Below are 23,530 nucleotides of genomic sequence, written 5' to 3'. Positions count from 1 at the left end.
ATATTCCCGCATTGTCATCAACGCAATCATCGTGGCTTCTGTCGTTGTGGCATTAACTTCGGGATACAAGCTGGGCGGCTAGTATCCATACCGCCAAACAAGACAAACAGGCTGCCCGCGGCCTGTTTTTTCTTTCTGGATTTTTGGTAGTCAACTTGATATGTTATACATCTATATAGTATACCTCTATACCAGCGCACCAATTATATACACATCAAGAGTAGACTAAACCCAAGCAGGAGATTTTTTATGAACTTTATTCGTAACCTTATCCATAAGGCAGATCGAAGCAGTCTGTATGTTATTTTGCTTAGCTGCACCGGTATCGGTGTTTTTCTGTACATGAACAAGTGGTCTTATCTTCATCTATCCACGGCAGATTGGGTTATGGTCTACACCATGCTGGGTGCGGCGTTGATTCTGGATTATTTCACGTTCCAGATTCCACCCAAAGGCAATCAGCAATCCATGGACTCATCGGTATACCTTGCCTGTATATTCATGTTCGGCGGAGCGTTCAGTCTGTCCGTGCTGCTCCCTGTCTCCATCATCCTGCTCATCAAAGAGCGCAAGCTCACCTGGTGGAAACACATTGTCAACTTCAGCATCTACAGTCTTATGATTACGGGAGCATCTGCCGTGTTTGAGTGGACGGGTGGCCAATCGGGAACGTTGAATGGATATAACCTGTTTCCTTATTTCGCAGCGCTCGCAGCCTACTTCATTATTAACACGATCACGCTCGGCTTGTTCTTTCATTTCTCGACGAAGGATGCGTTACAGCAGATGAAGCGGGCATTCGTTACCGAATCCCTGCTGGTTTATCTGTGTACGCTGATTCTGGCGCTGGTCCTGACCATACTGGTTGTGCACAATGGCGTACTTGGCCTGTTGTTGTATCTGAGTCTTAGCATTCTGCTCTCCCATGCATTCAGGCAGTTGTTCGTGATGTATCAGACGATTGAGGAGAAGGCCAACACGGATCAACGCACAGGCTTGTTCAACCATAGTTATTTCGAAAGCATGTTAGAGAGTGAACTGACTAACGCTCGAACGCAGGGAACCCCGCTCTGTCTGGGACTACTAGATATCGATGATTTCAAAAAGTATAATGACCGGTTTGGTCACCTTCAAGGTGACAGCCTGTTAGCCCTGCTGGGAGATTTTCTGATGCGAAAGACGGAAGGTACACCTGTTACCGCCTTTCGTTATGGCGGGGAAGAGTTCACGTTGCTCATGCCAGGCATGGAGCTGGACGAATCCTACAAGTTCATGAACAGGCTGCGGAAGCAACTGAATGATACACCGTTTGAAGGCGTTGAAGTGTTTCCGCACGGTTGCCTCTCCTTCTCAGGCGGCGTCGCACCCTATCAGGTGGATATGTATAACAAATCCCAGCTCGTGGATCAAGCCGATAAAGCACTGTATTACGCGAAGAAACAAGGCAAGAACAACGTGCATCGCCACGGCAGCAATGATGGTATGGAGCACGAGATTGATCTGGTACAGGATGTTCGTGACATCGAGCAGCAGCTCAATCTGTTCAGATACAAGGATATGGATACGTTCAAACATTCCAAACGGGTTTATAAATACGCACTGGATATCAGTGAATTGCTCAAGCTGGACAATGCGGAGAAACGGCGTTTCGTGCTGGGGGCATTAATTCATGACATCGGCAAACTGGAGATTCCCTGGTCCATTCTCAACAAGAAGGACAAGCTCACCGCTGAAGAATGGGAAACAATCAAAGGGCATGTCACTTGGGGCAAAAAAATGGTGATCACGAACGATCGCTTCGCCGATCTGATTCCGTATATTGAGCTGCATCACGAGCGCTATGATGGCAAAGGCTATCCTTATGGTCTGAAGGGTAACGAGATTCCTCGGCTGTGCCGGATGTTGACCGTCATCGACTCCTTTGATGCCATGACGACAGAACGCCCGTATCAGGAGACGAAGAATGTGGAGGAAGCTATTCGGGAGCTACGCGCATGTTCGGGATCACAGTTCGATCCGGAGCTTGCCGAGTTGTTCATTCGATATATTGAGAAAAGAACCGCTCAGCAACAGTTGCTGTAAGATGAACGAAGCTTCTTCTATATCCCCTTAAAAAGTCAAAGCGCTATCCCCGGTCTGATCGGAGATAGCGCCATTTTCATTTTCATGGAATGAATCGTACACCAGACAACTTCATTCTCGTGCAGATTCTACATTAAGATTTGGTATTCATCTCATGTGAGGTCTGATGCAGCTCTTTAATCATCTGCTGCAAAAACATGTTGTCTTGGCGACTGATACCGTGCTGATTGTCTTGAACAAGCATCTGATGAATGTTCTTTTTGAGCAATTCACTGCGACGTTCCAATACTTCTTGACTCATGTTGTTGCGTCACTCCTTAACATGTTTTGTAATGAATTCACGTTCTATATTAAGTATAGAGGACCTTCTCCGATAGGGAAAACGGACTCAGCCTTCCTCAGCTGGATACACCAACCCTCACCTAGCGTGACAACATTTCACCCCTTGTCGTTCTTAGATATCCTTCTAAATACTCCCTGATCCTCCCCAGGTTTCTCCAAAGACATAGACTAGGGTCTTGGACAAGCTTGCGTTATAATGGTCCCATCCCTGCATAATTAAAGTACGTTATTCAGCTAATCCTAGATCAAAGGAGTTCTGCATTCATGTCCTATAAACAAATCAAATGGATGATTCTGCTGATCCCCACATTCACAGTAGGCATCTGGGAATATATTCGCCATCAGTTCCTGATGCCGTACCTTTCGATGGATGCCGGAAACTGGTTAACGCCTGTCATCGTTTACCTCGTGAGCGTGACTCTGCTCAGCAGATTGTTCCGCATGCTTGAAGGTGCCAGGGCTGCTCTGGAGCAAGAGCGGGCTGCCAAAGTCGCACTGGAAGCCCGCGATCAATTGGCCAGAGAGCTTCACGACGGCATATCCCAATCCCTTTTCCTGCTGTCGGTCAAAACGGATAAAGCGGGCCGCAGTCTGGCCGGAAGCGGACATGAGAATGAGATCCAGGAGATTCAAAAAACGGTGCATGAAGTCAATACATATGTGAGGCAAGCCATTGCCCAGCTGCGTTATGTTCCCTCCTCTACGGCGGCACCCGAGATTATCTCACTGCATGCGCAGGTTGAAGTGCTCGTCAAGGAGACAGTACCTGGCGCACAGATTCACTGGGATCTAAGCGGTGTAACGTTCACTGCCAAGGAGCAAGTGGAACTGCTGGCCTGTATCCGGGAGGGTTTACTAAATGTACGCAAACATGCGCAGGCTACCCGCGTACAGATTCATGCGGAGGGTAACCCGATTGCCTGGTTCATTTATATTCAGGATAATGGGAATGGACTAAGTGGAGATCCTCTTCATCTGAAGGATCGGTACGGACTGCGAATTACGAAAGAACGTGCTGCCGAGATGGGTTGGTCTTTTACCCTTGATTCAAGACCGGGGCATACACGAATGACGATTGGAAAGGAGCATGCCTAACATGGAACATGTACGTGTATTGGTTGTTGACGATCATGCGCATGCGCGTGAAGCGATTTGTAGCATTTTATCCGAGGATAGTCTGTTTGAAGTGATTGGTACAGCTTCGAATGGACAGGAAGCGTTGGAGTTAACGGGACAATGGATGCCTGACCTGATCCTGATGGACGTGCAGATGCCTGACATGGATGGGCTGGAAGCTACCCGTCAGATCAAACTGCGATTCCCCTATGTTATTATCGTGATGGTCACGGTATCGGATGATGTGACCTTTCTGTTCGAAGCACTGAAACAAGGTGCTCAAGGCTATTTGCTGAAAAATCTAACGCCTTCCACCTGGCTGGAGTACCTGCGCGCCATCGTCAGTGACGATGCACCACTCAGCAAAGAACTGGCCTACCGGATTCTGCAGGAGTTTCCCGCGCCACGTAGTGAAGATGTGCAAGATAACCCGCTCACGGCACGGGAGCTTGAGATATTGCAATGGGTATCCGCAGGATATACCAATCGGGAGATCGCCGATCAGCTCGGCATTTCCGACCAGACGGTGAAGAATCATTTAAAAAACATTTTGCAGAAGTTGCAGCTTGAAAATCGGGTACAACTTACCCGCTATGCACTAGAGAGCGGGCTGGCAGGGCGCAAGCTTCGCAAATAAACTCGCTGCTTCGAAATGGAATGCATAGGTGCGGAATGTCATAGCATTCATGCTTTTGTCACAATTATGCAGACCAAATCGTTTTTTTATAGCCCAATGTAGTCATACGCAGTCATTTTGGACAAAGTTATAATGGGTTAGATTGTGTTCCAAACGCCATGAGTGACTATAAATCTATAACCTGAGGGTGATGATTTTTTTGATTTTTACAAGCTTTACCCTGAAATGGGGCAAACGGCACTGGGCATTAGTCACCTGCCTGATGCTCGTGTGCTGCCTTGTTATGCCACAGTGGGCATCTGCCCATGCTTATATTGTTAAGGCTTCGCCTGGAGAGAACGAGATACTCGTAACTGCTCCGGAGCGGCTGACGCTGGAGTTCAACGAATCCTTGCAGACGGCCTTTTATGATATCAAAATTACCGGACCTGACGGCACTCAGGCAGACGATGGAAAGGTGCAGATTGATGCGGGTCGCCCTCATATTCTGGAGACTGGCCTGCAGACCGGACTTGGCAACGGAACATATGCCGTCAACTGGAAGGCTGTATCTGCCGATGGGCATCCGATTCAGGGAGTGTATGTTTTCCATATCGGTGAACCTTCTGGATCGCCTGCCGGGCTGAGTGATCTTACATCCGGTTCCGGTTCAACAGGTGGACCGCTGAAATGGATCGTATCCCTAACCGACTGGATTCAGTATCTCGGACTTTCTGTCATTCTGGGTACACTCGCGTTCATGTTGCTGCGGATCGCTCCGACTTCCATGACAAGAGAACCTATGGACGTTCCGGGGAGCTACAGACTGTTATGGATCAGCTATGCTGCCGCTTCTTTTGCCGCTCTCGTCAGCCTGCCACTGAACACGTTATACGAATCTGGCGTGGCGCTGGGTGAGCTGAGTTGGGGACTGATCGGAAGTGCGCTCAAGCTGACATCCTTTGGCCAGATCTGGATGGTACAGATGCTGGTCGTGATGCTGCTGGCAGTCACCATTCTATCTGGATATGATCGGGATCGCTCCATCCGTGTGCGCATCTGGTCCTCCTATGGCTCACTTGTGCTCGTGCTCGGCTGGTTGTTCACACATGCCATGACAGGACACCCGGCTGCTGCCGATCAACGCGGACTCGCCATTACCATGGATTTCGTGCATCTGATCGGTGCCGCTTTCTGGATTGGCGCATTGACGGCCATGGCGATATGTCTGCCTCCACTGGCGGATAAGCTGCCATCGAAGGTTCGAGGAGAAGTATACTGGGTTGCCATTCGCAGGTTTACCGCCTGGGGGATTGGCGCCGTAGCTGCTCTGGTCGCTACAGGAATATACAGCAGTCTCATTATTCTGCCTGCACCCGTGCTGACCTCCTTGTTCACTACAGCCTATGGTCTTGTCCTGATCGGCAAGATTGTCCTGCTAATTGTGATGCTTGTCTTCGCATGGCGTCATGCCAGACTGGCAAGAGCAGCAACGGGAAGCAGATTATCCGGTAGCCTGAAAGCCGAACTTGCCACCGGCGCTGTAATTCTCGCTCTCGCTGCCGTGTTGACCCACCTGTCTCCAGGGCAACCAGCAGCGGTCGGACCGTATCAGGAGACGAAGACTACAGAAGATGGCTCAGCGATCACACTTCAGGTGAGTCCCAATGTAACGGGAGAGAACCAATTTGAAGTGGACGTCAAAGGTGCAGATGGCAGTATCGTCAATGATCTGGAACAGATCACCCTGTCACTCACACATCTGGACATGGATATGGGGATCTATGAGATTACCATTCCGAAAAATGACACCGGTGTGTACAAGGCTGAAGATTACATCTCCATGCCTGGACGTTGGAATATCAAGGTACATCTTCTGACCAAAACGTTGGATGCACTAGATGCCGAATTCGAGATCGACACCGCCAAGCCATAGTTACACAACGATTTATATTGAATCATATATGATAAGAACTGAGAGGGGTTATTTATTTTGAAGAAAACATCATGGATTTCCAAACTAACATCCACTATCGCAACAGGTACCGCAGCATTCATGTTATTCGCCGGATTCGCGAGCGCTCACGTTACCGTTAGCCCATCCGTTGCACAGACAAGCGCATGGCAGACGTACACGATTAAGATTCCATCCGAGAAAGAACTGCCTACGACCAAAATCACGATGAAAGTTCCAGAAGGTGTTGCATTCAAGCAATATCAACCACTGGCAGGCTGGAAAATCACCACCGAGAAGAACGACTCCAATGAAGTAACATCGATTACGTGGGAAATTGACGGCGATAACGAAGGAATTCTGGCAGGACAATTCCAGCAGTTCAACTTCGTTGCACAGAACCCAACGGCTGAAGCTGAAGTGGCTTGGGATGCGTTCCAATACTACAGCGACGGCAGCATCGTAGAATGGACAGGCCAACCAAGTGACGCCAACCCGCACAGTATTACAACGATTAGCGAAGATCCAGCTGCTGCTGGTAATGCTGCGGCAGGTGGAGGTCATGCCAACGATGGACATGATAGTGCAGGTACAGAAGGAGCCGCTGGGGATAATGCAGCTACCGATGATAGCAAAGCAAACGATGACACCACACTCGGCGATGCACTCAATGACACCGTTACAGGTGAGCCGAACAACACGGATACAGACCCGGGTACGCTGAAGCTTCAACAAGCAACATTGATCGTATCCATTTTGGCCCTGATCTTGTCCTTCTTGGGGATCGCGTTGGCTACACGTCGCAAAAAACGTTAAGAACTAACGTGCAGCAATTTACGCTCACTTAAGAAAAGTTCAGATAACAAAAAAGCCTATGGCAAACGGGTTCAAACCCGATGTGCCATAGGCTTTTTTAGCTATCATGATCTTGATTGACTACTCATGTTCTTTACGATCCGTGGTTTATGCGCTCAAGCAATGCCTCTCCACTGTCACACTCATCTTAACGCTGATTGCCATCCGCAATATGACATCAGCCTTACCACTCTTTAGCGTTGCTGATCCGTCTGGATCATAATCTCAATGTATTGCAGCAAGCTTTTCTTCTGCTGTTCGATGGATTGAATACGTCTGGACAGGCCCGCAAAAAAATCTTCAATCTGCTGCCTTGTATGATCTGCAGACTGCCCTTTCCAATCGTTTAGGCGACTGTATAGCGCCCTCGCTTCCTGTTCATCGGCTTGCAGACGGGCAAGCAGCTGTGTCAGTTCTTTTTCCGCAATCCGAAGATCATTCAATTCCACCAGCAATTGTCCACCCACTCGTGTTCCCTCCCCCTATGTACGTGATATCAACGCTAACCTATGAATCCTAATTAAAAATGAACCGGACTTTCGTCCGCCTGCCGGAAGGCATCCGCCTTCTCATCGATAAAGTTCAGGAACTGGCTGGTGTGTTTCATATGCCATGTGCCAAGCTCATGAATGGACGCGTCCAATTGGGTGACAATTGGCTCCAGTCTGCGACTGCGGCTCGTATGCAGGTATTGAGCCATTCGGCTTCGGACCTGATTCAGCTCCGCATTACATTGCTGTGCATTTTGCTTCCACCGGGATGCGACACTCTTCAGTTCTTCCGGCGTTACCTGAATCAGACCGGAAACTCCTCCCACGGCACCCACACCTGCAACCATCTTACTGGTCTGCACTCCAAAACTACGCATAATATCTGCAAGCTCCGTCATGATATTGGAAGGCTCACGAGGCGTTTTATTGATTTTTTCACCCGTGGTAGGGTCGTACAGATCATTGGAAATATAACCATTCTCAAACTGATACTGCTTCAGGTCGTGGTATTCCTTTCCACCAAAGGTGTTATTGATCTTATCCAACATGCTCATGCTGTCGTTCATGTCTTCATAATTGGAGTTGATGTAATACATGGAACCAACATGGCGATCATAGCCACCAAAGAATCCACTGGCAACAAAGTCACCCGGGTGACCGAAATTTGTGATCTGACTATCGAATCCGCCCTCTTCTGCCTTACGTTTCAGTGATGGAGTCAAGCTGGATATGACAGATGGCGCACTGAAGGTTACTGCTGTCATTCCCGTATGCGCTGCTGCATACTGGGCATTTCCGCCGCCTAGCGAATGACCGGTCAAGGAGAAGTCCAAATTCTTGTATTTGTTCTGCATATCCTTTGCGTAGTCTTCTGCTTCATACATTTGATTCGGAAAAGGATTCAACTTTTTATCAATCTGTCGATCAAGCTCACCCACTGCATTATCCAAATGGGTCAGTCCGGTGACGTCTTTTACCTTTTGAATGCCACCTGATAACCAATCCGGTGTGAAATCGGTAGACTGTTCAATTTTTCTGCCCAGTTCCGGGATCGCAATCTGACCATCCGCCAGAAAATCAAGCCCTTTACGATCCCATCCGGCACTTCCCTCCGTTCCCCGGTAAGAAATGACCGCCTGATCCGTTTCCGGATTGTAAAAAGTTACAGCATCAAACCCGGAATAACCGTTACCATGCGTATCTTCAAGCACTTGCCATCCTGGCAGATTCGCATATTCGGTGCCTGCTTTAGCATTTTCGTAAGCCAGTTCCGACATCAATCGGTATGTTTCATCATCAATTCGTGGTGTATCACTCACGTTATGTTCACCTCCAAAGAATCAGTACAATCTACTTGGCAAAAGGATCATAGCCCTTCGCAATAATGGCTGCTTTGATCGCAGGACTCATACCAAAATTTTTGATTTTCTTATCGGTATAATCATATGAAATGGTAAACTCTTGGTCTTCTTGCTCGACCACGTGCCCTTCCATCGCAATAGAATCAAGTGCCATTTCGGGCAGTAACTCCTTGCTGGTAATAACAACATTCAGCTCATACTTGTCTTTGAAATAGTTTACTGCTTTTGTCTCTGCTTCCTCAAAAAGTGCCTGTTTCTCGCTTTCCTTCATGTTCTGACAACCTCCCAAAATAAAGATAGCTAGCGCAATTAAAAAGAATACACCTACCCTTTTTTGTATTGGCCCCATACCCATCACCTTCTTCTTATGATTTCAATGTATATGTGCACCCATAGAATCAGGAATATTCACTCATTCATGCCTTTACCTTGTGTTACCTGAATCATAGTACAAAATCAACATCGCCACATCGGCTGAGAGCATCGTTTTTATGTATCTTTCTTCCTAAATGATTCATACGCGTGTTCGCGTGTATATTACCCGATTTCCTGAATTTTGCATCATAATTCTATAGAGTATTGTGCTTTTTCCGATTCACGACAAAAAGAGCCTGCTCTTCGATAGAGCGGCTCTCTTTATGCCATGTTGAACTATTATGCCAATGCCATCTGCAGCGCAGTCAGCGCAATACCGATAACAAATCCCGTAACGGCTCCGTTGATCCGAATCCATTGCAGATCCTGTCCAACCTTATCCTCAATCATCGAAACCAAAGTAGCATTATCCATTTTGTCTACATTTTCGCGCACCAGTTTACCGATTTTGGAATGGTTTTTCTCCAGCAGTGTAGTAACGCCATCTACAATCTTGGCATTCATACCCGTCATCAACTCGTGATCTGCCCGCAGATCAACCAATACCCGCTCAATGGCAGGCAGTGCATACGTATCTACATACTGTCCATCTTCCATCGCGGCGAGCGCTTTATCTCTCAGTTCGGTGAGCTTGTTCAGCACGGTTTCCTCGGCGTTCCAGCCATCCAGCATATTGTTCTTCCAGCTGTTAATTCCATCTTGCACACTATCACTTATCGCGAGCCTTACGGTCTGGGTACGTACCAGATCCAGCACTTTGTACCTTAGCGCGCTACCTTCACGTTTCATATCCTCTACCCGATCGAAGAGATATCCTTGCAAAATGCCACCCAGGCGCTCCTCGTTCATGTAACCAAGGAATGCATTCATCGCAAACTGCATCAACCCGTTCATCTGAATACCGCTGATGGCTTTCATGCCGCTTTCACCCAAAAACATAATTGTCTCGGGCTTAACGAGCCACTCTTCGGCTTGCTTCAGTCCGTAGTCCAACGCTTTGGCGTCATAACCCCGCTCTGTCATCTGGTGAGCAGCCCGTTCCAGAATCGGTCCCAGATCAAAGGCGCCCGCCTGTGACTTGATCTCACGCGCTACAAGGGGAGCAATCTGCTCTAACGGCAGACCCGCCAGAATTCGTTTGCAGAGCGTATCAATCATCGTCTTGATCCCGTCATTGTGAAGCTCACGCGTCAATGTATCGAGCACCGTCTCTGATGCTTTGAAATCTGCAATTTTCTCGGTAATGCTGTCTTTGTTGAGTAGGTTATTCTCTACTGCGGAGACCAGACCTTCGGTCATTTTATTCCGATTTTTTGGCAATAAAGCCGTATGCGGAATTGGGATACCCAGCGGGTGACGGAATAGCGCCGTAACTGCGAACCAGTCCGCCAGTCCACCCACGAGTCCCGCTTCAAATGATCCTACCAGCAACTTGCCCACGGGCACGCCTTGGAAAGGCAGGGATGCAGCAAATCCTGCTCCCATCACCACGAGAGACCAGGCTGCTGCTTTTTTGGTTTGTTTAGGTTTAGCCATTGTATTCTTGCTCCTTTATCGTTAATCGTACGGCCCGGCCTGTACTCGATTCCGCACTTCTTCGTTTCTTATGTAAAATCTCCAATAGCAAAATTTCGACTTCCATATATCGTATACTTCATCTTATCACCCACAAGCGTCAAAACCAAACCTCTGGTTGAAGAAAAAGCATAATCACGGCGTTTACTTTGCAAGATGAATCATGATATTTTCCAATACAAGGAAGTTTTTAGTATAATCAATTAAGACGGCTCTTCGATATCGATTGGCCGCGGAACAGCAGGGTAATTACATAGTGGAACAATGGATCAATAAGAGGAGGAATTTCGGACCATGAAACACGTGCAGGACACAACCACGCTCTACAACGGAGTCAAAATGCCATGGCTGGGTTTTGGCGTATTCAAAGTTAAAGACGGAGACGAAGTCGTTCATGCTGTCAAAACGGCCATTCAAGCCGGGTACCGCAGTATCGACACAGCCAAAGCGTATAACAACGAAACAGGTGTTGCTCAAGGTATTCGTGAATCCGGAGTAGCCCGTGAGGATCTGTTCATTACCACTAAAGTATGGAATAGTGATCAGGGATATGAATCCACACTCGCTGCCTTCGAAGCAAGTATGGAACGACTCGAACTGGAGTACCTGGATCTCTATCTTATTCACTGGCCCGTTAAAGGCAAGTACAAAGATACATGGCGAGCGCTGGAGAAACTTCACAAAGAAGGACGTATCCGTGCGATCGGCGTGAGCAATTTCCAGATTCACCATCTGGAGGACCTGATGATCGATGCCACGATCAAACCTTCGGTTAATCAGGTGGAGCTTCATCCACTACTGATTCAAACCGAATTGCGGGAGTACTGCAACAAACATCAGATTCAGATCGAAGCATGGTCTCCGCTTGGACAAGGCCATCTGATGGATCATCCGTTGCTGAAGGACATCGCCGCCAAATACAGCAAGTCCCCCGCACAAGTCATTCTGCGCTGGGATCTGCAGAACGGCATCGTGACGATACCGAAATCTGTTACGCCTGAGCGTATTCACGCGAATGCCGATCTCTATGATTTTGAATTAACTTCGGAGGAAGTAGAGCAGATTAACGGCCTGAACGAGAACAAACGCTTTGGTTCGGATCCAGACAACTTTAACTTTTAATATAAACATCTTAATTCGATTACACCCGCCTTCGATCTTAGAAGAGCGGGTGTTTTGTGATGTGATGTTATAGGCAATCTATTCGTTGTTAAGAATGGAGGCGAGGCTTGTTATCCTATTTAGGGCCGAAAAAAGAGTTTTTTGAGAGTTTAGAACTATTTTGTCTCCTCATCAGTCTAACGAGTGTCAAGCGAACTCAAGCACTTATATAGAATCCAGGCCTGGAACGAGCGGTGACTTGAAGATTTAGGTTTATCAGGGGGGATCAGGAGTGATTAGACTGAACCATAGAAAGACAAAAGAAGAACAGTTCAGCGAAAAAATAACAGAGATTCAAAATAAATTATATCGACTGGCATACTGCTATGTTAAAAATGAACAAGAAGCGCTGGATATCGTATCCGAAGCGGTCTATAAAGGGTTCATCGCTTATGGAAAGATGGAGTCCATGACTTATTTTGATTCCTGGATGTCACGAATTGTGATTAACACAGCGATAGATCATATACGACGCAGCCAGCGAGTGACCTATATGGAAGATCATGCGCAGGAGTATGTGGCTCCAGAGCGAGGGGCCTCGCTGGAAGAAAAAATGGATCTATATGACGCACTGGATCGGCTTATCCCCGAGGAAAGAGCCTATATTATATTAAAATTCTTTGGGAATCTGCCTTTTCGAGAGATGGCTGAAGTGCTCTCCATACCGGAAAATACAGTTAAATCCAAGTTCTATCGTATTATCAAAAAATTAAAATTTTATTTGATTGAAGGAGAGGTTGAGAACGTATGACAGGAAAAGATCGTTACGAAAACATTGAAATCCCTGCTCAACTTACGGATGTTATTCATCATGCCCAGAAAAGAGCCACTGCTCGCAAGAGTTCATCTCAAATGATTCGCTATGCTTCAGTCATAGCGGCATGTGTTGCTTTTCTCTTCGTGGTGAACATCCCTTCCGTAGCAAACGCCATGTCCAAAATACCTGTGGTCGGATCTATTGTTCAGGTATTGCAGTTTGGTGATGGAGGCAAAGTTACAGATGGGGTTACCATTGGTACGGAGACGACCGAAAATACACTTAAAATTAATTTCGGTATGGATGAAGGTGAATCCGTTGCTCATGTGCCATCTTATAAAGTAGAACACAAAGAAGCACCTAACCGTCTTATTTTCACCTTCCAAGGTATCCGTTTCATTGATTTTGCCCAGATCGAAAAAGATTTTCTAACGCAACCTTTGGTGAAGGATGTGTATCGTAATATTATTTTGGATGACTCAGCCATCCGTTTCGTTGTTGAGTTAAAAGAAGGTGTACAGTATTCAGTGACCGAATTTGAGAATCCTGGATCGATGGAGGTAAAACTTACTTCAGACGGTAAACCTGTGCCACCTCGAGAGGTATTTTCTCTTCGTACAGAAGAGATGCCTTCAGGAGAATGGATGGGTCATCTGGCAGAGTCATATCCTGAAGAAGATATCTCATATCTGAAAACGTCCACTGGTAAATTCACTGCTGTCATCGGTGCCTATGATACTGCCGAAGAAGCTGAGCTTAAGCTCAAGGAAATTTCAGAGCGGCCGTCTTATACCGGAGACTTCTATATGGACAGCTGGATGAGTAACGAGAATCCGAAGTGATCAGTTATTGCTAAAAGTGACGCTCAATCCAAAAAAATCCCGATTCGGATGCCCTGAGCATCTCGGATCGGGATTTTCATTTCTCATCTCAAATACTTACTATTCGCCTTTGGATACCAGCTTGAAATCATCAAAGTGGAAACCTGGCGCTACTACGCAAGTTACCAGTACAGGCTCATCGCCCAGCGGGCGTGCTGTCTGCCATACGCCGGCAGGAACGAGCACCTGTGGTGATTGCCCCGCAGCAATATCCATTCCCAGAACAAGAACTTCCTCGTTCTCCGGGTTCTCCCCGTTGCCGCCCAGCTTCAGTTCAACCGGACTGCCGCTGTGCCAGAGCCAAAGTTCATCGGACAGAACCGTATGCCACTCGGAGATCTCATGTGCGTGCAGCAAGAAATATGTGGAACTTGCCGAGAATCGTGGGCCGGAGTATGTATCCGGCAGAACGGATTGTGGAATCTGATAGGATGCCTTCCATTCTTCCTTATACCAACCGCCTTCAACGTGAGGCTGCATATTGAGCGCAGCAACCAATGGCGATAATTCATGTGTCGTCATAACCTGTTTCCTTCCTTCCAAATCATAGTCGAGACACTCCTTAACCAGAGTTTTGCCTCTCTCTCCCTACTCTAAAACATCATTCAAGTTTTGTCACCTTGACAGCGCACATGGGCCATGCCAGATTCGTTCTCCCGGTATTTAACGATATGATTAAAGAAATATTTCATTTCCAATGATAGCGTTTACAAAAAGATGGATTTTCCGTTATGATATGGATATCGTTGTTAATCCGTGAAGCAGAGGGGTGCTGTACCATGAGTCTCATAGAGGATCGGATTGGACCCAAATATCGAATCGGGGAACATTCATTTACCATTGAACATATGCGCAGACAGGATGGGAACGGTATGCCACAGCCTCATGCACATCCATTCTACGAACTGTATTACCTGCTTGAAGGGGAACGGGTCTACTCCATGAATGGTCAGATTTTATCCGCCCGCAAGGGTGATTTTATTCTGATTAATCCACACGATGTACATACCACCTCCAAAGGAAGTATTCCCGGCTTTGAACGGATTCTAATCGGTTTTTCGCCTGCTTTTGCGACGGGGATGGAACTCGGCATATGTGGTCTGTTGCCTTTTAATTGTTCGAGACTCCTTCGCCTGCCTGAAGCGGAACAGCCCGAGATGGAGCGCATATTGTGGCAGATGCTACAAGAGTGCAAAGAGCGCCGTCCTCACTATGAGATCGCGGTCAGAAGCCTGCTTGCCCAACTTTTGATCCGTATTCATCGGGTAGAAGAGAATATCCGGCAGTCATGCCCAGGTCCCTTGCATCCGATGCAGGACAAAATCAGTGAAATTGTTACTTATGTAAATAACAACTATACCGAACCACTTACGCTGGAGGGTGCAGCCAATCGTTTTTACATCAGCCCATCCTATCTAAGCCGGATGTTCAGCCGATTTACCGGGTTTCGGTTTAGCGAATATTTACGTGTTGTTCGTGTCCGGGAGGCACAGCGAAGATTGCTGTCTACACAAGAGCGGGTACAAATGATCGCAGAGAAGGTAGGATTCGAGCATACGGCTCATTTTAACAAAACATTCAAACAGGTCACCGGTACAACACCGCTTCGCTATCGCAAGGAACACCGGTAGATCATTAAATAACATCATATAGAAGCCGAGTGGGTAGCCTTGCTCCAGAGATTACTCACCTCTTATAGCGAGAAGCGCCTTGATTACTGGATCTATAGCTACGCCACTACGGCTGAATTGGACCAACTTATATAAACCTAATTACATACCGTTTACCTGTTGCACACCTTTTACCTGCGAATGATCACACCACTTCGTACCTCAGGACCAACAGAGATCTGACGCCCACCTGTGTCGGCATCCCCTTCACGACATACAATGCCTGCGGACTCGTGTCCGGTCACCATCAGAAGTCGCCCATCTGCCCCCTTGCCCTGAATGCTCTCTAACTCTGCCCCTTTGCACTGATGCAAATGAATCAGCGGACCTTCCGTGATCTGCGCCTGTAATTCAGCGATATGCAGATGTTTCGCATGACCACATTGAACACCACTGCGGGCTTGCACGTTGTAGCGCTCGATTCTAACGCCATCCAAAGGCAACTCCGGCAACCCACTCACGAGCAATGCAGTGTCGGCACCGGCACAGACCACATCCGATATTCGAATATCCCGGAACACTGGCGTCTCTTCGCTAATCTCCTGAGACAGATCACTGCCCCGAGCAGACCCTTCCTGATTCGCATAGAAAAAGGAAAACGAGATGGCTTCCATAATGATATCTTTCATATATATACGCTCAATCTGAATATCCTCAACCACCCCGCCGCGCCCACGTGCGCTTTTGAAGCGAAGTCCTATGTCCGTTCCGATAAACGTACAGTCCGACACCCGCACATGCCGCACACCACCGGACATTTCACTGCCAATCACAAACCCGCCATGACCGTGATACACCGTGCAATCCCGAATGGTGATGTACTCGGATGGGAGACCCAGTTCACGACCTTCGGCGTCCTTGCCTGATTTCAGACAGATCGCATCATCACCGACATCGAATACACTCTTCTCCACCACCACATGACGGCAAGATTCAATGTCCAGCCCATCTCCATTCTGTGAAAACCATGGATTCCGTACACTCACGTTACGAATGGTTACATGCTCCGATGCCCATGGGTGTAGATTCCATGCAGGCGAGTTCTGGAACGTTGGACCGTCCAGCAATACCCGTTTGCATCTGCGCAAGCTGACCATGTTAGGGCGTAGAAAGTCTCTGACTTCTTCATAAGATGCCACGTCACGTACTTGCTCCTGATGCAAACGATACGCAATGGCACCACCTTCAAGTGCAGATGCGGATGGCCACCAGATCTCTTCATCTCCACTGGATTGCTCAACAACGCCACCCGAGTCAACCAATCGGTTCCATTGTGAAGCGGTCATTTTGGAGCGTTTCACCGGACGCCACGCTTCCCCGCCACCATCCCATATCCCCTCACCAGTAATCGCAATATCCTCCAGTTGATCCCCATCAATCGGAGATTGGCAACGAACGACCTGCCAGCCTTCGAAGCTTGACGCAATTAATGGGTATCGATCAAAATCTCGGCTAAACGTCACCAGTGCCCCTGCTTCCACATGTAGTTCGATACGGCTACGCATTACAATCGGGCCTGTGAGCCATACCCCGGCAGGAATTACGATTCTGCCACCTCCTGCTTCGGCACATGACGCAATGGCAAGTCTGAACATCTCCGTATTATCCGTTACACCGTTTCCAACAGCTCCATAGTCTGTAATTTGAAATTCCTGAGCAGGAATGACAGGCAAATTAACTTCATAAGCTCGAACATCGGACTGGGCACTTGCTCCTGTCGATAATGGGGAGTGATATGTATTCATCGTGCAGAATCATCCTCTCTACTTGTAATGTATCGTTATGGGATCAATATTTCGTTACGACCTTCTTTTTTTACGTTCAGACGGGTGCTCTCCGCTCCATCATATCAATGGCATGATGCACAGGGTTGAGCTTTTTTGCCATGTACGGTTAGAACTTGATGGAATTTGTTCTGTTGATCAGAGTCATAAATCGAACATCACTTTCAGTATACTCTATACATCTATTCCAAAGGTTGGTAAATAACTAGGATATTAGATTCATTTTTCTGTCAGGATTCGTCACAAGAGATTTAATAACTTGACAGATATATAACATAATTACTGGCTATAGCCCTAGAGATACCATTACTTATGTCATGTTTTATCACAAACCAATTGCCATAAGCAGGATGACTATGTATGATTAAATAACTAGTTTCAATTAATTCCTTATTATTCCTTTTCCACACAAACGTTGCAGAAAGGATGGGGTGTACTCTTGATTGAATTTAGGGGTGTCCAAAAGCATTTCGGTCATTTTCATGTCCTCAAAGATATCCATCTTCACATTGAAGAAGGAGAGGTCGTCGTCATTATCGGACCTTCCGGCTCCGGCAAAAGCACATTACTCCGCTGTATTAATCGTCTAGAGACCATTACCGAAGGTGAACTTGTCGTCAGTGGGATCCCTCTACATCAGAAAAAGGTGGATATTAACCTCTTCCGCCGTGACATCGGCATGGTATTTCAACACTTCAATCTCTATCCTCACAAAAAAGTCATCGATAACATTACCCTTGCACCCATGAAGGTGCGCAAACAACCCAAAGAACAAGCAGCATCAACAGCAATGAAGTATTTGACCCGGGTGGGTATTGCTGATAAGGCAGACAGTTATCCCTCTCAGTTGTCCGGTGGACAGCAACAACGGGTAGCGATCGCCAGGGGACTCGCGATGGAGCCCAAAATCTTGCTTTTTGACGAACCCACCTCTGCACTCGATCCCGAGATGATCGGGGAAGTCCTCGATGTTATGCGCTCCCTTGCCCATAATGGCATGACCATGGTCGTCGTGACCCATGAGATGGGATTCGCCCGCGAAGTTGCGGACCGGGTCATCTTCATGGACGAAGGCCGAATTGTAGAAGAGGCCACCGCCGCTGAATTTTTTGACAACCCCAGAGAAGAACGAGCACAGCAATTCCTGAGCCGTCTGATTCATCATTGAGAATAATCCACTATTCCATTTTGAAAGGGGTCTTTATTCATGAAGAAATTATTGAAATGGCCATCATTTATGCTTGTCCTCATTCTCTCGCTTGTATTGTCAGGTTGTAGTACAGGTACAGATACACCTTCTGCGAGCGGTGGTGGTGATGCCGAGACGAAAGGCACGATTGAGCAGATTAAAGAGCGCGGCAAACTCATTGCTGGCGTGAAATATGATACGAAGCTATTCGGATTGAAAGATCCCGCAAGTGGCAACGTTGAGGGGTTCGACATTGATATCGCCAAGGCACTCGCCAAACAGATTCTTGGAGATGAAACGAAGGTCGAGCTGAAAGAGGTCACTTCCAAGACGCGTATTCCCATGCTGCAAAATGGAGACATCGACATCATTATCGCCACGATGACGATTACGGATGAGCGTAAGGAACAGGTGGATTTCAGTGACGTTTACTTTGAAGCAGGCCAATCCCTGCTCGTGAAAAATGATAGTGCGATTACTGGCCTGGAAAGCCTTAGCGGTGTGAAAGTGCTCGCGGTGAAAGGCTCCACATCCGCTCAGAACATTCGCGAGAAAGCCCCGGATGCTGAAGTGCTTGAATTCGATAACTATCAGGATGCATTCACCGCTCTCAAAGCCGGTAAAGGCGAAGCGCTGACCACAGATAACATCATCCTTATCGGTATGCAACAGACGGATAACAGCTTCCAATTGGTTGGTGGCAATTTCACAAGTGAACCTTATGGTATGGCTATTCGCAAAGGCGACACCGCCTTCGTCGAAGAGGTCAACACACTGCTCAAAAGCATGCAAGACAGCGGGGAATACGACACATTACATGAGAAATGGCTGGGCGCGAAGCCCGAGTAACCCCGATTAATGATGAGTAAGCGGCGACTTCGTCTGCTGGATGCGATGCATGAGCAGGCGTAATCGCCGTTTCTACATCTGGAGAACGGAGGCTTCGCCTATATGGGCACATTAGATTTCAACGTACTGATGCGACACTCGGATCGGTTTCTGGAAGGTTTCCTGAACACCATTCAAGTGAGCATTATGGCTCTGATCGGCAGCTTTATCCTTGGCGCTATTCTGGCCATTTTTCGGATATCCCCTGTAAAACCGCTGAACTGGATCGGTACGGGGTTTGTGGAATTTATCCGGAACATCCCACTGCTGTTGGTTGTATTTTTCTTCTATCTTGGACTGCCTGCACTCGGCATTTCGCTGGATGGGTTTGTCTCCGGTACTCTGGGCCTAACCATCTACACGGCCGCTTTCATTGCTGAAGCGATCCGAGCGGGCATTCAGACTGTGCCGCGTGGACAGCTGGAAGCAGCAAGATCCTCCGGCTTGTCCTATGTACAGGCCATGAACCTGATCATTCTGCCTCAGGCCATCAAGATTGTGTTGCCGTCCATTGGCAACCAGTTTATCAATCTGGTCAAAAACTCATCCATTCTTGCTGTCGTCGCCGGCATGGATCTCATGTATTTTGCCGACCTCGTTAACTCGGATACGTTCCAGCCGCTAAGTGTGTACACCATTGTTGCGCTGTTCTATCTGGTGCTGACACTACCACTCAGCTTCCTGGTGCATTATATGGAGCGAAGATTCGGACAGAGCGATGCAGAGGCGCGTAGCACCAAGGGCAAACCAAAGAAGAACAAACCAGCAGGTCAGGTCACCATGTAACAGATCGACTTGTAGTTGTGTTGATTTTTGGGGCGATATATCGGATATTCCATTCCTGCATACAGAAGGAGGCTAATAAAATATGGACTTTAGCGGGGCCTATGCCTGGCCCAACCTTCGTTTCCTGCTTCAAGGATTCCTGATTACCCTGCAGGTAGCAGGGCTATCTATTGTATTCAGCTTCGTGCTTGGCACTGTGCTGGGTACGTTGCGGTTTACCCGTATCCCCATTCTGTCGCAGATCGTGGCGGTGATCGTGGATACGATCCGGAATCTACCGCTGCTGCTCATCATTTTCTTCATCCACATCGTACTTCCACAGCTCGGGATCAAAATGTCCGTCTTCTGGTCCACGGTCGTTGGACTGAGTCTGTTCGAAGGCGCGATGATCGCTGAGATCGTCCGTAGCGGTCTGAAGTCCGTTGAGCGTGGCCAGGTGGAAGCTGCCCGCTCCTCGGGCCTGAGCTACATGCAGACTCTCGGTGGCATTATCATGCCACAGGCGCTACGCCGCATGTCCCCACCGATGGTCAGCCAGTTCATCTCGCTTCTGAAGGATACATCACTGGCGATCATCATCTCCCTGCCGGAGCTGATGCACAACGTGCAGATCCTTGGCGGTCAAAGTTTCGATTACATCATCCCGGCCCTGCTGCTTGCAGCCGTATTGTATTTTGTCATCAACTACGCACTGTCTATTGTCGCAAGACGACTTGAGGCACGAATGAATTGAGACAGTCCAAAGACTCCAATTCCACTTCTACGTGGTTTTGGAGTCTTGTTTATCTTTATTAGCTCTATTGGCTTTAGGCTTGGAACGAACGGAGCCTCTCTCCCATTCTACTCCACCCCATATACTCCAACTAAAAACAACCGACTGCATTATGCAATCGGTTGTCTATTCATAAACCCGGTCTTATATTTAAAACGATTATACTCATTAATCAGTTCATCCAGTAGCATCGATTGTTGAAGGACTTTGTTGTCTTGCATGCCATGATTCTCCGCCAAACGACTTAACTCTTGCCTATTCCGTTCGATTTTATCTTTGATCTGCCTCGGTTCACTCATAGCATGCACCCCCTCTTTGTATAACATTTTAGGATACATTGCCAAAAAATTCATATTTTATTCCTTTGCAGAATAAAATATTTATTTACATCGAGATACTTTCAACATCAAGCATTTTGCATGGAGACATGAACTCTCCTCATCTCTACAAGATGTGGGGCATAGACATTTATAGCATGTCTACATATCGTATTCGAGAAAGCTCAAATCAATTGACACCAAAGTGAGCAATGCATATATTATCATTTTTTCCCCACGTGTTTTTGGTACCTTTCTCTCCAAAAAGTTAATAACTTTATCAGAAAGTAATCTATTCATATAGATAGTTATCATCACCGTTCTGCATGCCAAAATAACGAAGTCTGTATCCCTCTCGATAACGAGCACGCAAAGGATTTATGAAGTAATCATTTTCAAACTCAATGTAACCTGTTAAATAGAGTAGGATCAGATATTCCTCAAAACGTTGATTACCAAGAGTCATCTCACTCTCTTCCATCCCATAAAATACGTCGATTTCAAGATTTAATACAAGAGAAAATCCTCGCACAGTAGATTCAATTATCCATGCAAATTCTAGTGGCTCATGGATATCTTCATCCTTGTTCAGGCTAATTAATTGCTTAGTTCCCCTCTCATCCTTAAATACATAAGCTGCAACCGCCTGATCGAATCCGGCATAAGGGTCGTTACGCAAGTCAGAAAACTCTTCTAAATCGACCTTCTCAGCGTAGTATTTCTGTGTTAGTCGATCATGGATCTGCTCTAAAGTGAATGGATTAGGAATGTTTAACGTTATATATTTGTCATAAAGCTTTTGTATATCAATCTGCAATGGAGAATCCTCTTTTCGTTATGGAAAATTTAACAAGCTACTTTCTTTTTAAATTATTCTTAGCAAGTCGAATATATCTATTAATCAGTTCATCTAGAACCCTAGACTGTTGAAGAACTTTATAGTCCTGCATGCCATGTTGCTCTGCCAAGAGACTAAGATATTGTTTACTTTGTTCTATTTGGTCTCTGATCTGTATCAGTTCACTCACAGCATGCACCCCTTTTTCAACCTATTCTAGGGTACATTCTCTAAACAATGGATAATCGAATACTTTGCAAAAATCTAAATCTCACCTTAAGCAACATGTTTAAGTGCATTGCACGAGCTTATATTCTTTGTAGAGTAGTATTTTATATATAGTTTTCTATACTTCGGTTTGTTAATAATCCAGTGTACAGTTCTTCCTGCTCAATAGTTGCTTGGCTTCTAAATTTCCCATAAAGATCAATTAATTTAATAGACATAAGGTCATCTCTACTACTTGAAGCCAGTTCCAAACTTGTCAGCAAAGCTTCAATACCCATCATATACTTTTGCTGGTGGAGCCTGTACTTCGCTAACTCATAATAAAAGCGTATATACCTATGATTTAACATTTGCTGGTTGTAGGTTCCTTCTAAATGTCTCTCCGTATTAAAATCTGTAATATACGAATCAAATCTATCCAATGCAAAATCAATATTAAGCAAATGTTGATTAGCTGACTGAACAATATTTACGAATGCTATTAAGATTTCGTGAGGATTGGATTCAAGGTAATCTAAATAATATTCAATAACCTCATGCTTTCCACTACTTAAGCGATATAAATATCGATTTCCTTCTGCCCATCCTTTGAAACGATCTATTAATATCTGTTCTTCCTCAGTCGGGTTAGAAACTTCAACAACTTTTGCATAAATATCTGTGTATTCCAGCGCCTTTTCAAATTCCTTTCGTGCTTCACATACACTCGCCTTTAATAAATTTGCGTACGCTTTATATGTGAATATGGGATAAAAGGCAACCCTCTTTATATTTTTCCGTCTTCGAGATTGAAGTTCGAGCTGAAAATCAACTTTCCGTTCCAGTGCATCCGCCAATTTATCAACTTTATCCCAATGATGTATTGTGTTATAAACATTTGCTAGGTCCTTGATTGCATCCAATTGTATCTCTTCATCGAGCTTCTCAATATATGGCTCAAATTTTATCGCTGCACTTAGATTATCGAATTGTTTAATGGTTTTATGGAGCAAAAAAATACGGTACTGACATAAAGCCAACCGCTCCGAATGCTGATATTTTTCTCCCTCTGCCACACATTCATATAAAATAAGTGCAGCTTCACTCAGCCCATTCTTATTAAATTCTTCGGCCATCTCAAATAATTCTGAAATGTAGGAGCGATCATCCGTAACTTGAATGACAACCTTTTGAATGCAAGCTAACTTATTAAACTCAGCACAACAATGAAGGAAAGGCTTTAAACGTCTCCAATGCGGAGCCGCTTCAATAAAGAACTCCACACTGTACATTTCATAGAAGTAACCCTTTTCCAATCCCATACCTGCAGTGATCTGATCTAGCTGACTCACTGCCATTGGTCTGCTACCTTTAAGAATAGCACTCAAGGTTCCAACGTTAACACCAGTAATATCAGAGAATTGCTGCAATTTAAATCCATGTTCCCTCATGTGATTCTCAATATATGTGCGTATCGTAGGTGCAAGTTTCAATTCTCCCACCTCCATCAACC

Annotated in this window: 24 protein-coding genes; 13 read left to right on the top strand and 11 right to left on the bottom strand. The window is 46.4% G+C overall.

Features of this window, described 5'->3' with window-relative positions:
- Positions 1-249 precede the first annotated feature (249 nt).
- Positions 250-2,082 carry a bifunctional diguanylate cyclase/phosphohydrolase gene (locus tag PAHA3_RS23955; protein WP_062837188.1) on the top strand — a complete coding sequence of 611 codons (1,833 nt, stop codon included), beginning with the start codon at positions 250-252 and terminating at the stop codon, positions 2,080-2,082.
- Between the two features lie 133 nt (positions 2,083-2,215).
- On the opposite strand, the gene PAHA3_RS30620 is transcribed toward PAHA3_RS23955, so the two are convergent.
- Positions 2,216-2,383, bottom strand: a complete 168-nt coding sequence (locus tag PAHA3_RS30620; protein ID WP_167350943.1) for a hypothetical protein — start codon at positions 2,381-2,383, stop codon at positions 2,216-2,218.
- A gap of 305 nt (positions 2,384-2,688) precedes the next feature.
- On the opposite strand from PAHA3_RS30620, the gene PAHA3_RS23950 reads away from it, so the two are divergent.
- From PAHA3_RS23950 to PAHA3_RS23935, 4 genes are all read left to right on the top strand, one after another.
- The gene (locus tag PAHA3_RS23950) at positions 2,689-3,519 is read left to right on the top strand and encodes a sensor histidine kinase (protein ID WP_062837187.1); all 831 of its coding nucleotides are present in this window, start codon (positions 2,689-2,691) and stop codon (positions 3,517-3,519) included.
- 1 nt (position 3,520) lies between these two features.
- Positions 3,521-4,177 carry a response regulator gene (locus PAHA3_RS23945; RefSeq protein ID WP_062837186.1) on the top strand — a complete coding sequence of 219 codons (657 nt, stop codon included), beginning with the start codon at positions 3,521-3,523 and terminating at the stop codon, positions 4,175-4,177.
- Positions 4,178-4,376: 199 nt separating this feature from the next.
- Positions 4,377-6,092, top strand: coding sequence for a copper resistance CopC/CopD family protein (locus PAHA3_RS23940; protein ID WP_062837185.1), 1,716 nt, complete (start codon positions 4,377-4,379; stop codon positions 6,090-6,092).
- A gap of 57 nt (positions 6,093-6,149) precedes the next feature.
- A complete protein-coding gene (locus PAHA3_RS23935) occupies positions 6,150-6,926 on the top strand; it encodes a YcnI family copper-binding membrane protein (protein ID WP_062837184.1) in 777 nt (258 codons plus the stop codon).
- A gap of 233 nt (positions 6,927-7,159) precedes the next feature.
- On the opposite strand, the gene PAHA3_RS23930 is transcribed toward PAHA3_RS23935, so the two are convergent.
- From PAHA3_RS23930 to PAHA3_RS23915, 4 genes are all read right to left on the bottom strand, one after another.
- Positions 7,160-7,432: a hypothetical protein gene (locus tag PAHA3_RS23930; RefSeq protein WP_062837183.1), complete on the bottom strand. Its 273-nt coding sequence runs from the start codon at positions 7,430-7,432 to the stop codon at positions 7,160-7,162.
- Between the two features lie 53 nt (positions 7,433-7,485).
- Positions 7,486-8,775 (bottom strand): hypothetical protein, encoded by a 1,290-nt coding sequence (locus PAHA3_RS23925; RefSeq protein WP_082762980.1) that lies wholly within the window; start codon positions 8,773-8,775, stop codon positions 7,486-7,488.
- Positions 8,776-8,806: 31 nt separating this feature from the next.
- The gene (locus PAHA3_RS23920; RefSeq protein WP_062837182.1) at positions 8,807-9,088 is read right to left on the bottom strand and encodes a hypothetical protein; all 282 of its coding nucleotides are present in this window, start codon (positions 9,086-9,088) and stop codon (positions 8,807-8,809) included.
- Positions 9,089-9,471: 383 nt separating this feature from the next.
- Positions 9,472-10,728 (bottom strand): DUF445 domain-containing protein, encoded by a 1,257-nt coding sequence (locus PAHA3_RS23915; RefSeq protein WP_062837181.1) that lies wholly within the window; start codon positions 10,726-10,728, stop codon positions 9,472-9,474.
- A 333-nt stretch (positions 10,729-11,061) separates the two neighbouring features.
- Between PAHA3_RS23915 and PAHA3_RS23910 the strand changes: the two genes are divergently transcribed.
- From PAHA3_RS23910 to PAHA3_RS23900, 3 genes are all read left to right on the top strand, one after another.
- Positions 11,062-11,889, top strand: a complete 828-nt coding sequence (locus tag PAHA3_RS23910) for an aldo/keto reductase (RefSeq protein ID WP_062837180.1) — start codon at positions 11,062-11,064, stop codon at positions 11,887-11,889.
- A 271-nt stretch (positions 11,890-12,160) separates the two neighbouring features.
- Positions 12,161-12,679 carry a sigma-70 family RNA polymerase sigma factor gene (locus tag PAHA3_RS23905; protein ID WP_062837179.1) on the top strand — a complete coding sequence of 173 codons (519 nt, stop codon included), beginning with the start codon at positions 12,161-12,163 and terminating at the stop codon, positions 12,677-12,679.
- Positions 12,676-13,527, top strand: coding sequence for a hypothetical protein (locus tag PAHA3_RS23900; RefSeq protein ID WP_062837178.1), 852 nt, complete (start codon positions 12,676-12,678; stop codon positions 13,525-13,527). Before PAHA3_RS23905 ends, PAHA3_RS23900 begins: the two co-directional genes overlap by 4 nt.
- A gap of 99 nt (positions 13,528-13,626) precedes the next feature.
- On the opposite strand, the gene PAHA3_RS23895 is transcribed toward PAHA3_RS23900, so the two are convergent.
- Positions 13,627-14,088 (bottom strand): cupin domain-containing protein, encoded by a 462-nt coding sequence (locus PAHA3_RS23895; RefSeq protein WP_062837177.1) that lies wholly within the window; start codon positions 14,086-14,088, stop codon positions 13,627-13,629.
- A 257-nt stretch (positions 14,089-14,345) separates the two neighbouring features.
- Between PAHA3_RS23895 and PAHA3_RS23890 the strand changes: the two genes are divergently transcribed.
- Positions 14,346-15,197, top strand: coding sequence for an AraC family transcriptional regulator (locus PAHA3_RS23890; RefSeq protein ID WP_082762979.1), 852 nt, complete (start codon positions 14,346-14,348; stop codon positions 15,195-15,197).
- Positions 15,198-15,367: 170 nt separating this feature from the next.
- Here the strand turns inward: PAHA3_RS23890 and PAHA3_RS23885 are convergent, their stop codons facing one another.
- On the bottom strand, positions 15,368-16,981 hold the full coding sequence (locus PAHA3_RS23885; RefSeq protein WP_062837176.1) for a glycoside hydrolase family 28 protein: 1,614 nt from the start codon (positions 16,979-16,981) through the stop codon (positions 15,368-15,370).
- Positions 16,982-17,435: 454 nt separating this feature from the next.
- On the opposite strand from PAHA3_RS23885, the gene PAHA3_RS23880 reads away from it, so the two are divergent.
- The 4 genes from PAHA3_RS23880 (at position 17,436) to PAHA3_RS23865 (ending at position 20,616) form a co-directional block, all read left to right on the top strand.
- Positions 17,436-18,188, top strand: coding sequence for an amino acid ABC transporter ATP-binding protein (locus tag PAHA3_RS23880; protein ID WP_305778495.1), 753 nt, complete (start codon positions 17,436-17,438; stop codon positions 18,186-18,188).
- Between the two features lie 39 nt (positions 18,189-18,227).
- Positions 18,228-19,058, top strand: coding sequence for a transporter substrate-binding domain-containing protein (locus PAHA3_RS23875; RefSeq protein WP_062837174.1), 831 nt, complete (start codon positions 18,228-18,230; stop codon positions 19,056-19,058).
- Between the two features lie 102 nt (positions 19,059-19,160).
- The gene (locus PAHA3_RS23870) at positions 19,161-19,883 is read left to right on the top strand and encodes an amino acid ABC transporter permease (protein WP_062837173.1); all 723 of its coding nucleotides are present in this window, start codon (positions 19,161-19,163) and stop codon (positions 19,881-19,883) included.
- An 82-nt stretch (positions 19,884-19,965) separates the two neighbouring features.
- Positions 19,966-20,616, top strand: coding sequence for an amino acid ABC transporter permease (locus PAHA3_RS23865; protein WP_062837172.1), 651 nt, complete (start codon positions 19,966-19,968; stop codon positions 20,614-20,616).
- Between the two features lie 149 nt (positions 20,617-20,765).
- On the opposite strand, the gene PAHA3_RS23860 is transcribed toward PAHA3_RS23865, so the two are convergent.
- The 4 genes from PAHA3_RS23860 to PAHA3_RS23850 all read right to left on the bottom strand — a co-directional run bounded on the left by PAHA3_RS23860 (position 20,766) and on the right by PAHA3_RS23850 (position 23,510).
- Positions 20,766-20,954: an aspartyl-phosphate phosphatase Spo0E family protein gene (locus PAHA3_RS23860; protein WP_062837171.1), complete on the bottom strand. Its 189-nt coding sequence runs from the start codon at positions 20,952-20,954 to the stop codon at positions 20,766-20,768.
- A 310-nt stretch (positions 20,955-21,264) separates the two neighbouring features.
- Complete coding sequence (locus PAHA3_RS23855) at positions 21,265-21,789, bottom strand: hypothetical protein (RefSeq protein WP_062837170.1); 525 nt, start codon at positions 21,787-21,789, stop codon at positions 21,265-21,267.
- A 37-nt stretch (positions 21,790-21,826) separates the two neighbouring features.
- Entirely contained in the window at positions 21,827-22,000 is a 174-nt protein-coding gene (locus tag PAHA3_RS31255; RefSeq protein ID WP_167350942.1) for an aspartyl-phosphate phosphatase Spo0E family protein, read from the bottom strand.
- A 142-nt stretch (positions 22,001-22,142) separates the two neighbouring features.
- Positions 22,143-23,510 carry a hypothetical protein gene (locus tag PAHA3_RS23850; RefSeq protein ID WP_062837169.1) on the bottom strand — a complete coding sequence of 456 codons (1,368 nt, stop codon included), beginning with the start codon at positions 23,508-23,510 and terminating at the stop codon, positions 22,143-22,145.
- Between the last annotated feature and the right edge of the window lie 20 nt (positions 23,511-23,530).

Source organism: Paenibacillus amylolyticus, assembly GCF_001570725.1.
Taxonomy (GTDB): domain Bacteria; phylum Bacillota; class Bacilli; order Paenibacillales; family Paenibacillaceae; genus Paenibacillus; species Paenibacillus amylolyticus_A.
This window is presented reverse-complemented; position numbering and strand designations above follow the sequence as displayed.

Bases quoted from the DNA above. Each gene is read 5' to 3' on its own strand.
- PAHA3_RS23890 (WP_082762979.1), top strand. From the start codon at position 14,346: ATGAGTCTCATAGAGGATCGGATTGGACCCAAATATCGAATCGGGGAA.
- PAHA3_RS23955 (WP_062837188.1), top strand. From the start codon at position 250: ATGAACTTTATTCGTAACCTTATCCATAAGGCAGATCGAAGCAGTCTG.
- PAHA3_RS23885 (WP_062837176.1), bottom strand. From the start codon at position 16,981: ATGAATACATATCACTCCCCATTATCGACAGGAGCAAGTGCCCAGTCC.
- PAHA3_RS23895 (WP_062837177.1), bottom strand. From the start codon at position 14,088: ATGACGACACATGAATTATCGCCATTGGTTGCTGCGCTCAATATGCAG.
- PAHA3_RS23865 (WP_062837172.1), top strand. From the start codon at position 19,966: ATGGACTTTAGCGGGGCCTATGCCTGGCCCAACCTTCGTTTCCTGCTT.
- PAHA3_RS23875 (WP_062837174.1), top strand. From the start codon at position 18,228: ATGAAGAAATTATTGAAATGGCCATCATTTATGCTTGTCCTCATTCTC.
- PAHA3_RS23870 (WP_062837173.1), top strand. From the start codon at position 19,161: ATGGGCACATTAGATTTCAACGTACTGATGCGACACTCGGATCGGTTT.
- PAHA3_RS30620 (WP_167350943.1), bottom strand. From the start codon at position 2,383: ATGAGTCAAGAAGTATTGGAACGTCGCAGTGAATTGCTCAAAAAGAAC.
- PAHA3_RS23915 (WP_062837181.1), bottom strand. From the start codon at position 10,728: ATGGCTAAACCTAAACAAACCAAAAAAGCAGCAGCCTGGTCTCTCGTG.
- PAHA3_RS23945 (WP_062837186.1), top strand. From the start codon at position 3,521: ATGGAACATGTACGTGTATTGGTTGTTGACGATCATGCGCATGCGCGT.
- PAHA3_RS23900 (WP_062837178.1), top strand. From the start codon at position 12,676: ATGACAGGAAAAGATCGTTACGAAAACATTGAAATCCCTGCTCAACTT.
- PAHA3_RS23920 (WP_062837182.1), bottom strand. From the start codon at position 9,088: ATGAAGGAAAGCGAGAAACAGGCACTTTTTGAGGAAGCAGAGACAAAA.
- PAHA3_RS23860 (WP_062837171.1), bottom strand. From the start codon at position 20,954: ATGAGTGAACCGAGGCAGATCAAAGATAAAATCGAACGGAATAGGCAA.
- PAHA3_RS23910 (WP_062837180.1), top strand. From the start codon at position 11,062: ATGAAACACGTGCAGGACACAACCACGCTCTACAACGGAGTCAAAATG.
- PAHA3_RS23950 (WP_062837187.1), top strand. From the start codon at position 2,689: ATGTCCTATAAACAAATCAAATGGATGATTCTGCTGATCCCCACATTC.